Annotated in this window: 12 protein-coding genes; 6 read left to right on the top strand and 6 right to left on the bottom strand. The window is 25.9% G+C overall.

The features are described from left to right. Positions 1-1,413 (bottom strand): VWA domain-containing protein, encoded by a 1,413-nt coding sequence (locus Q0J90_RS02790; RefSeq protein WP_297276462.1) that lies wholly within the window; start codon positions 1,411-1,413, stop codon positions 1-3. Then, on the bottom strand, positions 1,400-2,986 hold the full coding sequence (locus Q0J90_RS02795; protein ID WP_297276463.1) for an AAA family ATPase: 1,587 nt from the start codon (positions 2,984-2,986) through the stop codon (positions 1,400-1,402). The genes Q0J90_RS02790 and Q0J90_RS02795 overlap by 14 nt, the downstream gene beginning before the upstream one ends. Positions 2,987-3,116: 130 nt before the next feature. Here Q0J90_RS02795 and Q0J90_RS02800 point away from each other — a divergent pair, with 130 nt between their 5' ends. Beyond that, on the top strand, positions 3,117-3,731 hold the full coding sequence (locus tag Q0J90_RS02800; RefSeq protein ID WP_297276464.1) for an HAD family phosphatase: 615 nt from the start codon (positions 3,117-3,119) through the stop codon (positions 3,729-3,731). Between the two features lie 55 nt (positions 3,732-3,786). Here Q0J90_RS02800 and Q0J90_RS02805 read toward each other — a convergent pair whose 3' ends face one another. The 3 genes from Q0J90_RS02805 to Q0J90_RS02815 all read right to left on the bottom strand — a co-directional run bounded on the left by Q0J90_RS02805 (position 3,787) and on the right by Q0J90_RS02815 (position 6,086). Continuing rightward, positions 3,787-4,719 (bottom strand): glycosyltransferase, encoded by a 933-nt coding sequence (locus Q0J90_RS02805; RefSeq protein ID WP_297276465.1) that lies wholly within the window; start codon positions 4,717-4,719, stop codon positions 3,787-3,789. A 433-nt stretch (positions 4,720-5,152) separates the two neighbouring features. Then, positions 5,153-5,314 carry a hypothetical protein gene (locus Q0J90_RS02810; protein WP_297276466.1) on the bottom strand — a complete coding sequence of 54 codons (162 nt, stop codon included), beginning with the start codon at positions 5,312-5,314 and terminating at the stop codon, positions 5,153-5,155. Continuing rightward, positions 5,304-6,086 (bottom strand): alpha/beta hydrolase, encoded by a 783-nt coding sequence (locus tag Q0J90_RS02815; RefSeq protein ID WP_297276467.1) that lies wholly within the window; start codon positions 6,084-6,086, stop codon positions 5,304-5,306. The genes Q0J90_RS02810 and Q0J90_RS02815 overlap by 11 nt, the downstream gene beginning before the upstream one ends. Positions 6,087-6,193: 107 nt before the next feature. Between Q0J90_RS02815 and Q0J90_RS02820 the strand changes: the two genes are divergently transcribed. From Q0J90_RS02820 to Q0J90_RS02840, 5 genes are all read left to right on the top strand, one after another. Further along, positions 6,194-7,330: a glycosyltransferase family 4 protein gene (locus tag Q0J90_RS02820; RefSeq protein WP_297276468.1), complete on the top strand. Its 1,137-nt coding sequence runs from the start codon at positions 6,194-6,196 to the stop codon at positions 7,328-7,330. Positions 7,331-7,397: 67 nt separating this feature from the next. Further along, positions 7,398-9,269: a long-chain fatty acid--CoA ligase gene (locus tag Q0J90_RS02825; RefSeq protein ID WP_297276469.1), complete on the top strand. Its 1,872-nt coding sequence runs from the start codon at positions 7,398-7,400 to the stop codon at positions 9,267-9,269. A 20-nt stretch (positions 9,270-9,289) separates the two neighbouring features. After that, positions 9,290-10,000: a 23S rRNA (guanosine(2251)-2'-O)-methyltransferase RlmB gene (gene rlmB, locus Q0J90_RS02830; protein ID WP_297276470.1), complete on the top strand. Its 711-nt coding sequence runs from the start codon at positions 9,290-9,292 to the stop codon at positions 9,998-10,000. Positions 10,001-10,153: 153 nt separating this feature from the next. Beyond that, positions 10,154-10,525 carry a hypothetical protein gene (locus Q0J90_RS02835; RefSeq protein ID WP_297276471.1) on the top strand — a complete coding sequence of 124 codons (372 nt, stop codon included), beginning with the start codon at positions 10,154-10,156 and terminating at the stop codon, positions 10,523-10,525. A 22-nt stretch (positions 10,526-10,547) separates the two neighbouring features. Beyond that, positions 10,548-11,357 carry a hypothetical protein gene (locus tag Q0J90_RS02840; protein WP_297276472.1) on the top strand — a complete coding sequence of 270 codons (810 nt, stop codon included), beginning with the start codon at positions 10,548-10,550 and terminating at the stop codon, positions 11,355-11,357. 84 nt (positions 11,358-11,441) lie between these two features. Here the strand turns inward: Q0J90_RS02840 and Q0J90_RS02845 are convergent. Next, a partial coding sequence (locus Q0J90_RS02845; RefSeq protein ID WP_297276473.1) for a dicarboxylate/amino acid:cation symporter occupies positions 11,442-12,575 on the bottom strand: 1,134 nt, incomplete at its 5' end.

Below are 12,575 nucleotides of genomic sequence, written 5' to 3' on the forward strand. Positions count from 1 at the left end.
TTAATATACATATTTAATCCCATTATCAGTATCAAATATCCAATGTTTATTAAATACTTGTTTATATGAATATCCGAATGGAAATTTACCTATGGATACTGCAAAAAATTTATTTCCTTTATTTTTTTGATTATTGCACATTTTCACTAAATTATCAGGCATATCCTCCATTATAAAATCAGAAAGAACTAATACATCAGCATTCTTAAAGTCAGAAGTATGCATTATATTGCATGCTTCATAAAGTGCCTTATATATATCAGAACCTCCATAATAACTTAGCTTTAAAAATTTTATCAAATCTTGAATTCCATCTTTTTTGCTAAATTTACAACTATGTATTTCTGTACTAAAATTGATAAGATAAGCATTTCTATTTTCAGATAAAGCCTGCATAACCATTTTTAACATAATAGCTTTAGCGATATACTCATTTATACCTTTCATAGAACCGCTTGTATCTATACATATAATCATATCGCCTTTGCCTTCTTTATGACTTGCCATAGTTTTATTCTTTTCAATTTCATTGAATACATAAGCACTTTTATCAAAACACATAAGCCTATTTTCTATATATTTTAATTTAAATAATTTTTCGCTATATGCATTGCATAATAAAGACAGCTCCTCTGGAATAACATTTTCTATATCTTTAGAAAAATATATGCCTACAATTTCTTCTTTTGAACTTATCTTTTTATTTGTATATGAATAAGTATTTTTAAATTCAACATTTTTTATAGCTTTTTCTAAATCTATTCTTTTTCCCATAGAGTCGCATATTATTTCTATATCTTTATATTGGCTTATAAAATCAACCCATCTATTTAAAAGTGATATGTCATTTTCTTCAAGCTCCCCTATCCTAAAATCCCATAATACTCCGGTTTTTATTCTTAAAATATTTGACATATATTTTAGTTTCTTCAATAAACTTATCCAAGATTCTAAATCTGTAATAAACTTATCTCTTCTTTCTTTAACAGTTGATACAATCCAATCATTATTTTTTTTATTATATGTTTGATTCCATTTTGAAATTATATTATTTCTTATAATATTTAAATTACTGTAATCATTACTTTCTAATTTTTCTCTCCAAAATTTTATATCAATATCATTTGATAAAATACTGAAACTATTTAAATCATTTATTATATCTTCTCTGGTTATTTTTTTATTTTTTATTTTTTTATAAGCAATATCTAATTCTGTTTTATTTTCATCATACGGATTATTTTCATTTATAAAAGTATTTAAATCTTTTTTCCATTTAGTTATTTTTACTTCAAGCTCTTCTTCCAATCTGCTGTCATTCATATTATTAAAAGAGCCATGAAAAACTCCTCTAGCCATTGATTCTGTTTTGGCAACTTCTTTTTTGTAAGAATTATTATCAAATTGTATCATGATTTTCTATTTCACTTTTTAATCTTTCTGCATCCAATTTTTCACTTTCAAGATTTTCTATATAAGAATTAAACATATCTATAAAAGTATTGAACTTATCTTCCGATATAAATACACTTTTAGAAATTTCTTTATCTTTTACAAAACCATTTTTTAAATCTATAATTATATTATCAATACTAGATAAAAGAGAATTAATAAGTTTTATATATTCTTCTTTTTTTTCTTTTGATACTTTTTTAGTGCTAACCTTATTCATATAAAATTCAGGTTCTGCTTCAATTAAAAAATCATAATTTTTAGAAAGCCTATTACATACTAAACCATTAACTGAAATAGCTGAATTTATTTCTATAGTATATTTATCCTCTCCATTAAAATTGCATCTGAATTTTTTTGTTTGATTTCTTCCAATATCTAAAGGATAAAAATACCCTTTTTTACCTAATTGTTTTAAAGGTATATAAATTATTGTCTCTCCAGTATTTCCATATTCATCCATATTGATAGTTAATGTTTTAGCTATATACTGCTTATCATCTATATTTTCTGTATCATAAGTTTTCTCTAAATTATAAAATTCATTATCAATTTTCTCTTGAATATTTTTGAAGCTTAATTTCCATTCATTAATATTTTCATTGTTAAAATTATAGGATGATTTAACAGCATTTTCTACAATTTTTTTTACAACTTCAATATGCTCTTCCAAACTCCATAAACAGTTATCAATTAAAAAAGTTTCATAAATATCAACTTCATCCTTATCATTTAAATACGATGACATTTTTAATAAGTAGGAAATATGCTGCCATCTTCTGTCAGATACATAAATGGCTATTTCTCGGTTATCCTCATTAAATTTTTCTATAGATAATTTTATATTATGAATTACATCAATAACAGTTTTTGACAGTTTTATATTATTAGCTTCTTCCCGCATTTTTATCCATTCATCAGTAGAAATCTTTAGATCATCATCAATTTTTATATATGAATCAAGCTCAGTATTTTGAAGTATCTTTTCAAAATTATCTTTGCTTTTCATAGGACTAACCATTAAACGCATAATAAATCTGTCATACAATGCTTCAAGTCCCTGTCCTTCCGGAGGTGTTTCATTACTTGCAGAAATCAATGCTTTTAGTGGTACTCTTATCTCCTCATAACCATTTTTAAAAACTCTTTCATTTATTATGGTTAAGAGTGTATTAAGTATTGCAGGAGTGCTTTTCCAAATTTCATCCAAAAAAGCAAAATCACAATCAGGCAAATAACCATTTATTTTTCTTACATATTTATCATTTTTTAATTCTTCCAAACTAATAGGACCGAATATATCTTCCGGCGTACTGAATCTCTGCATTAAATATCCGAAATATTTAGAATCCTTAAATGCTGATGAAATTCTTTTAGCTATGAAGCTTTTTGCTGTACCAGGAGGACCATATAAGAATATAGGCTTTCCTGCTATTGCACTAAGCAGTGTTAATGATACTATATCTTCCCTTTCATAAAGTCCTTCTGAGAGTAAATTAATTATTTTCTTAATTCTTGATTTAGTATTTTTCATAATATATTGTCTCTCAATATTTACTTTTAATAGTAAGCTGTAGTTATTATATCATTTTTAATATAAATTGGAATTCTTTATTTTTATATGATATAATTTTTAAAAATGTAAAATGTAAATGGAATAAAAAATGTTAAACTCTGATAAAATAAAACTTCTAATATTTGATATGGACGGAACATTGATTGACAGTGCATATTTGAATTATTATTCATACTATAATGCGTTCAAAGAATTTAATATAGAGCTTGATAAAGATTATTATTACAATAAATGCTTCGGACTTCATTATAAAATATTTGTAACTAATATATTAAGGTTAAATGATAAATATGTTAAAGACGATGATTTTAATGAAATTATAGAAAAAATACATAAAAGAAAAGAAGAAATATATTTGAATAATCTCAATTTAATAAATGTACATCCATTTGTACTTGAAATTTTAACTGATAATTATAATAAAAAAGAAAATAAAAAATTTACAGCATTAGCTACAACAGCATCTCCAAACGGAGTTTATGGAATATTAAAAGGATTTAAATTAGAACCATTATTCGATTTAATTTTAACAGGAAATGATGTAGAAAATAAAAAACCTCATCCGGAAATATTTTTAAAATGCATGGAGCATTTTAATATACCAGCAAATGAGAGTATTATATTTGAAGACAGCGAAGTTGGACTTGAAGCTGCCAATAAAACTAACGCTTGGGTTATAAAAATAGAAAAATGGATTAAATAAAATACAAAATAAAAAGTGCTGATATAGTTTTTATCAGCACTTTTTGTATAAATAATTATTTTTTATCTTTTAAAAATTTACTAAAAAACATAGATATAAATCCATTACCCCAACTAAATATACCAATCTTTATAGATATAATTAAATACTCAAAAAAATTCATGTTTTTATTAGATGAAAACTTTAAATTCTTAATATCATCATCTAAATTTTTTTCAAAATAACCATGATGAAAATTAAATTTATGGTAACCAGTACCATCAAATCCTATATTATTTGTAAAAGATTTTTTTGAAGGCCAAACGCATAACTTTTTATTTTTATACATATAAAATGAATAATAAATATCCCATAAATTATTTTGAACATAAAAATTATTTTTTACCGACTTTTTTATAGCCAGCAAATGAAACCATGAATATACTCCTCCTAATATTTTATGTTTAATACTTTTATTGTACCAAGAAGTATCGCAAGTATCCCAATTTATATCATTCCATTTATTTTTCCAAGTACCCCACCCCCAACTATGGAATGCATAACTAAATATAACATCATATTTATGATTTTTAGTAGCATATTTATGAGAAAATGCAGTTACAGTAATAACATCTTCATCATCTTTATAATAATTCAAAGCATCATTCATATACTCAAGAAAATATTTATTAGTTTCAATATCATCTTCCAAACCTATAAAATATTCATGATTTTTAAATACCGTATTTACAGCATTAACAGTAGAATATTTTATACCTAAATTCTTTTCAGCCTCATAAACATACACATTTTTGAAACCATCTTTTATAGTTTTAAGATACTCTCTAAGTTCAGAAACTGACTTTTCATCTTCTTCTTTACTCGGAGCATCTGAAAATATATATAAATCAGTATCAATTGCCAAAGTATTTTTTTTTAATGCTTCTATTACTCTTTTTGTATGCTCCATTCTATTATATACAACTAGTCCTACAGGTGCTAAATTCATAAAAACTCCTTTAATTTTATATATGATTTTTTGATAAATAAATTGATTTTATAATGAATACATTTATCAAATGATATAGATATTAAAAAGAGTTATTATTTTTATATTCTGAAAATACTTATTGAAATATATTATTTTATTTTTAATAATTAAATAATATATTGAATTAATAAGATATATTTTTATTATAAGGCTGGATATGAAAAAATCTTGCAATGCCGATAGAGGCTTTATAGTGTAAAAAACAGAATATATTTTATAGTATATTAATGAGTTTTGAGTTTTGAGTTTTGAGTTTTGAGTTTTGAGTTTTGAGTTTTTGTTTCATAGTGATAGTATTATATTTTATTTATAAAATTTGTCAATATAATAATAATAACTATACTGCAAAAATAATAAACTTGCAGTATAGTTAACATAACATGATATTATATTATTTCTTATATTTGTTTATAAAATTCTCAACTAAATCAAACATATCTTTAGTCCAAAATTGCCAATCGCCATGATCAGCATCTTTTATAACATAGAATTCATAAACTCTATTTTCTTCTTTTAATTTATCAGCTAAAATCTTGCTTTGATTAAAAGGCACTACATCCATGTGCTAAAAATATAGGAGGTAAATTAGCAGCTTTAGATATTTCATAATACGGACTTATTCTTTTAGCTTCATCTGGAAAATCATAAACATTTTTTCTTCCAATTAAAATACCTTCAGGACTCTCCGCATCGCCTGTAGTTGAACCTAGAGGATCATTTCTCATTTCAAGTAAATCTGTAGGAGGATAATAAGATATTATTGCATTTATATTTGGTATTGTATTATCATTGTCGCTTAATGGTATAGCTGTAAATAATGAAGTATGTCCTCCTGAGGAATCACCCCATACGAATAAATTATTAGTGTCAGCATTATATTTATCAGCATTATCAAGCATAAATTTAATTGCATCTCTTGTATCCTCTATTTGTGCAGGAAAAACAGCAGTATCGCTTGGTCTGTATTCTACTATTGCAAGAACATATCCTCTTCTAGCAAAATCCCCAAGTGTTACTAAGTTCCTATATACGTTCTGTTTCTTCCATGCAGAACCTTGTATATAAACAATTAATGGATATATGGCATTAGTATCAGTTTGAATTAATCTTGGTACTAATATTTGAAGAGTTAAATCCATACCATCTTTATTTTTATATACCACATTTGGAATATAATTTATACTGAAAACTGTATTTGTTTGTTCAAATTCTATACTTCCGTCTTCATTAGTTGCTATTGTGAAATTATTATCAGCAGGAATTTTAGTATTATTGCATGAAATAAATATAAATAAAAAACTTAATATAATTAATATGTTTCTCATTATAACTCCTTATATATGTTGTATATATTTATAAATCAAAAATATAAAAAATCAATATATAAAAAATATTACTTGTAAGTTTGATTAAAATAAATTATTATAATACGATGAATGATTTAAAAAATATAAAGAAAATAGCTATACTGCATCCTACATTCGGATATAACGGTGGTGCAGAGAATGTAATATTGGCAACAATAGAAAGCTGGCATAAAATAGGAATAGAAACAAATATCTATACTTATAGACTAAGAGACAATATTCCAAGTTATATAAAGCAATTCAAAACAGATATAACTTTAAATCCATTTTTATTTAATAAGTCAGCTAAATTCCTAGCTAATGAATTAAAAAATTATGATGCTGTTTTAATACATAATTTTCCAGCAGCAATATTTTTCGGACTGGCATATAACTATGCTGAAAAAAATAATATTAAACTTCCTAAAAGTTTTTGGTACTGTCATGAACCAAGTGTACGTCTTTACGGATATGATGATGAAAGTTATAAAAGACTTCAAAAAACTTGGGATATAATTGCAAGATATACAATGCATCTTGACAGACTTGGTGTAAGTAAAATAGATTATATAATGTCAAACAGTATTAGAACAAAAGAAAATGTTAAAAGAGTTTATAATAGAGATGCTGAAGTTATATATCCCTGCATTACTCAAATAGATTTAAATAATATAATGCCTATAAACAGCAGCGAACACTTTGCATATATAGGCAGAATAGAAAAACCTAAAAATTTAGAGAATGCTATATATGCATTTAAAAAGGTATTAGAACAAATAGATAATAAAGAATTAAAATTTATAATAGCAGGTAAAGGACGCCATGAAACTAAGTTAAAAGATTTGGTGCATAGCCTAAATATGGATAATAATATTATATTTAAAGGATTTATATCTGATGATGAAAAAAATGATTTGTTTAATAAAAGTTATGCCCTTATAATGCCTGCTGTAAATGAACCTTTCGGACTTACAGTTATAGAAGCACTTTACTCTTCATGCATATCTATAATATCAAATAAGTCTGGAGTATATGAAACTGTTAAAGATTATTCTGTAAGCTGCAATATGGATAATATTGATGAGATAGCAGAAAAAATTATATATGTATATTATAATAATTTGAAAGAAAGTCTATTATCTAAATCAAAATCCATACTAAAAACTTTCACAGTAGAAACGTATACATCAGAAGTATTAAAATATATAGAAAACAACTTGTAATATATTATTTTTATGGTTATAATTAACTATCTTTTTGAATAGTAAGAATTAATTATGTGAGGGTTTTATGAAAAATTACACATCCATACCTAGTGCCTTTTTTCAAACAGTACAAAATATGCCTCAAAGTCCAGCATATAGATTTAGAGATAATGAAAATAATAAGCAAACATTAACATATAAAAAATTATACAATAAAGTAAATGCAATAGCTAAAGCATTTGAAACAAAAGGGCTTAAAGGAAAGAATGTAGCAATATTTTCTGAAAACAGAATAGAATGGTTTATATCAGATATGGCATTGCTGGCATTAGGTTCTCCGGATGTTCCAAGAGGAAATGATTCTACTCCTGATGAATTGAATTATATAATAGAGCATAGCGAAGCAAAAGCGGCTTTAGTTGAAAATGAATATGTTTTTAAAAAAATAGAAAAACATCATAAGGATTTATCATTAATAGTTCTTTTAGACAGTTCCATACATGATCCGGATAAAAATATTTTTGCTTTTGACAAACTTCTTGAAATTGGAGAGAAAGCATTAAATAATGATGAAAATTATGCTATCAATATGGCTGCAAAATTAAATAATAATACTGTAGCAACAATTATATACACTTCAGGTACAACAGGAAAACCTAAGGGAGTTGTACTTACTCATGGGAATATATTACATAATGTTAGAGTTTTGCCAGATATAATAAAATTACAGCCTGGAGAAAAATTATTAACTATACTTCCTATATGGCATATATATGAAAGAACAATATCTTATGTAACGGCTATAATAGGATGTTTTACAGCTATTACAAATAAAAGAGATTTAAAAACCGATTTTACAGAAGAGGCTCCTAATATATTTATTTCAGTTCCTGCTATTTGGCTTAACATTTATAATACAGTAATGAAAAATATTGATAAGAAAGGTGCTTTCGCAAGCAGTATAATAAAAGGAATGATAAAACGTTCTATGAGATATATAAGAAATATAAGGTATCAAAAAGGACTTGTATATTTAGTAGGAGATGAAAAAAAAGAGCATAAAAATGCAGAATATCATATAGGAATATTTGATCCCATTTGCCATTCTATTGTAAAAAAAATAGTTTATAAAAAAATAATAGAATTAACAGGAGGTAAAATGCGTCTCACAATATCAGGAGGCGGAGCTTTACCTATGTATATAGAAGATTTTGTTGAAGCTGCTGGAATTAATTTAGTTGTAGGATGGGGAATAACAGAAACTTCTCCTGTTGTAACTTTAAGATCACCTTTTAAAAATTATAGAGGAACATGCGGTTCTCCTATACCGGAAGTAGAAATTGAAATTAGAGATCATGAAGGCAGAGTATGTAAAGACGGAGAGATGGGAGTTTGTTATATAAAAGGTCCAAACATATTTAAAGAATATTATAAAGATAAAGAATTAACATCAAAAGCCAAAGTTGATGGATTTTTTGATTCAGGAGATTTAGGAACTTATACTCAGGAAGGAGAAATTGTATTAACAGGAAGAGCTAAAGAAACAATAGTTCTTTTAACTGGCGAAAATGTAGAACCTCAGCCTATAGAAAATAAAGCATTGGAATCTAAATATATTTCTCAGATAATGCTTGTCGGACAGGATAAAAATGCAACTGGAGCTATTGTAGTAATAGATAAAGAAAATGTTAAAGAATATCTTACAAAATATAAGTTGGATTCAGATGATTTAGTTAATTCAAAAGATGTATATAGATTAATAAAATCAGAATTAGATGATTTGATTAATTATCATAATGGATTCAGACCTTATGAAACTGTATCTAAAATAATAATTACTGACAAAGAATTTACTATAGAAAACGGACTCTTAACTCAATCATTAAAAATGAAAAGAGCAAATATTATGGAAGAATATAAAGATGATATAGAAAATCTTTATCAAAAACTTGGATAATTATTTTTTGGGATTAAGCGATGTTCATTACATCTAAAAATGCAATAGTTGAGGCTATATCAAAACAATTAGTTGAAACTTTATATATTAAGTTTCCTATATCAAAAAGAGAAAAAGAAATAATAAAATTAGCAGAAAAAAATAAAGTACCTATAAGAACTGTTGATAAAAAAGAAATGGAAAAAATAGTAGGTAAAATATATTCAATAGCTGCTGATATAAAAGAAAATGCAGAAATAGGCATAGAAAGTTTCTTAGAAAAAGCATTAGAAAAAAGACAAAACCCATTAATATTTATATTAGATTCCATAACAGATGTACATAATTTAGGTGCTATAATTAGAAATGCTTACTTTTTTGATATAGCTGGAATAATAATTCCTAAAGATAATTCTGCCCCTATTAATGAAAAAGTATATGAAATATCATCCGGTGCTGCATATCATATTTCAATATCCATAGAAACAAATCTCAATAGGGTTATAGAATTGATGAAAGATAAAGGATTTTGGATATACTATGCAAGTGAAAAAGGAGAAATATCTCTTGAAAATTTTAAATTTGACTCTCCTACTGCAATTATACTTGGAAATGAACATAGCGGAGTTAGAGATATTTTGAAAAAAAATTCTGACGGAAGTATTATAATAAATTCATGCACCGATTTTGATTCATTGAATGTATCAGCAGCTTCAGCAATAATATCTTATGCATATTCAATTTATAAATAATAATAATATCATATAAAATTTTATCAAAAATGATTTAATATTGTTATATATAATGTATATATATTTATTTTTTAACTTGCAATAATGGAAAAAAAGTATATATTAATATATATAGGATATGAAATTTAAGGCATCTTATATGGAGATAGAAAAATGCCTATAGCACCTTTGGATTTACAACAATTGTATATGCAGCAATCGCATATAGGAAGGATGGAGCATACCAGAATGGCTGCTAAAACCATAGCTATGCAGTCCGAGGATAGAGATATACACAGAGATTCCTATATAAAAGATTCGACAGTTGTAAAATCTGAAACAGTATCTGATGAAACTAAAGTAAAAGAAAAGAAAGATGAACAGCAGCGTCAGAAAGATCAAGGGTATATGTCCTATAGAAAGAAAAATAAAAGAATAATTGCAAATGGAAATACAAATAATGATGAAAATAATTCTATTATAGGAATAGAAGAAGTTTCATCAACTGAGCAAACTAAAGGTTCTAAAATAGATACTCTAGGATAAGGTTTAAATTAATAATTCTAATATGCAAATTTTAGTAAGCGTAATAATAAATATAATTTTACTAGCAGTAGTTTTACCGCTTTTTTATGTTTATATAGTTTCTAAAGCTAGAGAAAGATTAGAAAAAGAAACTATGTCAAAAGCTAGAGAAGAAATTGAAGCATTAGTAAAGGAATTTAATAATATAGCATTATCTAGAATATCAATATTAGAAGATGCTATAGTCAGAGCAAATAGACTTGCAAGCGAATTAAACGGCAAAAATTATAAAGAACCTATAAAAGAAAAATCAAGCGAAGATAATCAAATTGATATTGTCCTTACAGAAAATAATAAAAATTTAGAATCAAAAAATCAAGGCAGTACATTAGATATAAGAATAGAAGATGAGGGTAATGAAAATAATATAGAGACTAAAATTCCTGATAAAGATGAAACTAATAATTTAGATAAAGATATAAAATTGAATGAAGATATAAAAAATGAAAATAAAGAAGATAAGATAAATAAAGAAGAAATAAAGGATACAAAAAAAGAGAAAACTAAAAAAAATAATATAGACACTGCTATAAAAGCTATTGATGATGAAGCTAAAAAAGAAGTTATTGAAAAATTGAGAAGTAAATTAGATAAAACTATAAAAAACAATATTCCTATGCCTGATAAAGATACTTCTAAAAAAACAAATAAAATACAAGATGAAGAAAGTTCTGATAGGAATCAAAATATTATATCTCTATATAAAGAAGGTTTAAGCAAAGAAGAAATTGCTAAAAAATTGAATTGCTCTATTACAGAAATCGATATAGTTATAGATTTGGAATTAGGTTAATTTACTTATTATTAATTTTAATACTGAATATAATAAAGCCGCCTAATAATTAGACGGCTTATATTTTTATATTATATCTTTTAATTATGCTTCAGTTTTTATAACTTTTTTCTTGTATATTGTATCTACTATAACACCCAAAGCATTATCACCAGAAACATTGCATGCAGTACCGAATGAGTCTTGAGTAATGTATAAAGCAACCATTATAGCACATAAAGGACTATCTGGAGTACCTAATCCTACCATATAGAGGAAAGGCAAAGCTGTCATTATGGAACCGCCCGGAGCACCTGGAGAGGCAACCATAGCTATACCAAGTATAAGAATGAAAGGAAGTACTATAGTATAAGAAATAGGTATTTGATTCATTAAACATACAGCAGTAGCACATGCTGTAATTGTTATCATAGAGCCTGCCATGTGTATATTAGCACAAAGAGGTACTACGAAGTTTCTTATTTGTTCAGATATTCCGTCTTTTTCGGCACACTGCAAGTTTACAGGTATAGTGGCAGCTGATGACTGAGTACCTAAAGCGGTGATATATCCGCGTATTTGATTTTTGATAAGAAATATCGGACTTTTCTTTCCTATAGCTCCTGCAACAAAGAATACTATAACTAAATATATGAAATGCATTAATATTACAACTAAGAATACTTTCCACAATATTCCTAATATTACAAATGTTTGTCCGCTTTTAGTCATATTTACAAAAGTACCGCAAATATAAAGAGGCAGGAATGGTATTATTGAAATTCTTAAAGTTCTGTCTATTATATTAGATAGTTCACCGAAAGAGTTATACAAATAATCTCCCATTTTATTTTCACTTGCTCTTAAAGTAGAAATACCTAATCCTAATATGAATGCAAATAAAACTGCCGATAAAGTATCAAGTATAGGCGGAAATTTCAAAGAGAGAAAAGGCTCTAAAGACTTTCCTGCAGTTTCAGCTATTTTTTGAATATCTTCCGAATTCATAAAGCTAGGGAATAGATTATAAGCTACTGTAAAAGATGCCGTACCTGATATTAGAGTTGAAGCATAAGCCAATGCACATGTTACGGCCAATAAAAAACCTGAACCTTCTCTTAAACCTGCTATACCCATAGTTACATAAGCTAAAATCATCAAAGGTATTACGAAACTTAAATAAGAACTAAAAATTCCAGAAAGAGTAACGATTAATCTAGATATTACTTCTGGTATAAA

This window comes from uncultured Brachyspira sp., assembly GCF_944390595.1.
Lineage (GTDB): Bacteria > Spirochaetota > Brachyspiria > Brachyspirales > Brachyspiraceae > Brachyspira.

Bases quoted from the DNA above. Each gene is read 5' to 3' on its own strand.
- Q0J90_RS02790 (WP_297276462.1), bottom strand. From the start codon at position 1,413: ATGATACAATTTGATAATAATTCTTACAAAAAAGAAGTTGCCAAAACA.
- Q0J90_RS02795 (WP_297276463.1), bottom strand. From the start codon at position 2,986: ATGAAAAATACTAAATCAAGAATTAAGAAAATAATTAATTTACTCTCA.
- Q0J90_RS02800 (WP_297276464.1), top strand. From the start codon at position 3,117: ATGTTAAACTCTGATAAAATAAAACTTCTAATATTTGATATGGACGGA.
- Q0J90_RS02805 (WP_297276465.1), bottom strand. From the start codon at position 4,719: ATGAATTTAGCACCTGTAGGACTAGTTGTATATAATAGAATGGAGCAT.
- Q0J90_RS02815 (WP_297276467.1), bottom strand. From the start codon at position 6,086: ATGAGAAACATATTAATTATATTAAGTTTTTTATTTATATTTATTTCA.
- Q0J90_RS02820 (WP_297276468.1), top strand. From the start codon at position 6,194: ATGAATGATTTAAAAAATATAAAGAAAATAGCTATACTGCATCCTACA.
- Q0J90_RS02825 (WP_297276469.1), top strand. From the start codon at position 7,398: ATGAAAAATTACACATCCATACCTAGTGCCTTTTTTCAAACAGTACAA.
- rlmB (WP_297276470.1), top strand. From the start codon at position 9,290: ATGTTCATTACATCTAAAAATGCAATAGTTGAGGCTATATCAAAACAA.
- Q0J90_RS02835 (WP_297276471.1), top strand. From the start codon at position 10,154: ATGCCTATAGCACCTTTGGATTTACAACAATTGTATATGCAGCAATCG.
- Q0J90_RS02840 (WP_297276472.1), top strand. From the start codon at position 10,548: ATGCAAATTTTAGTAAGCGTAATAATAAATATAATTTTACTAGCAGTA.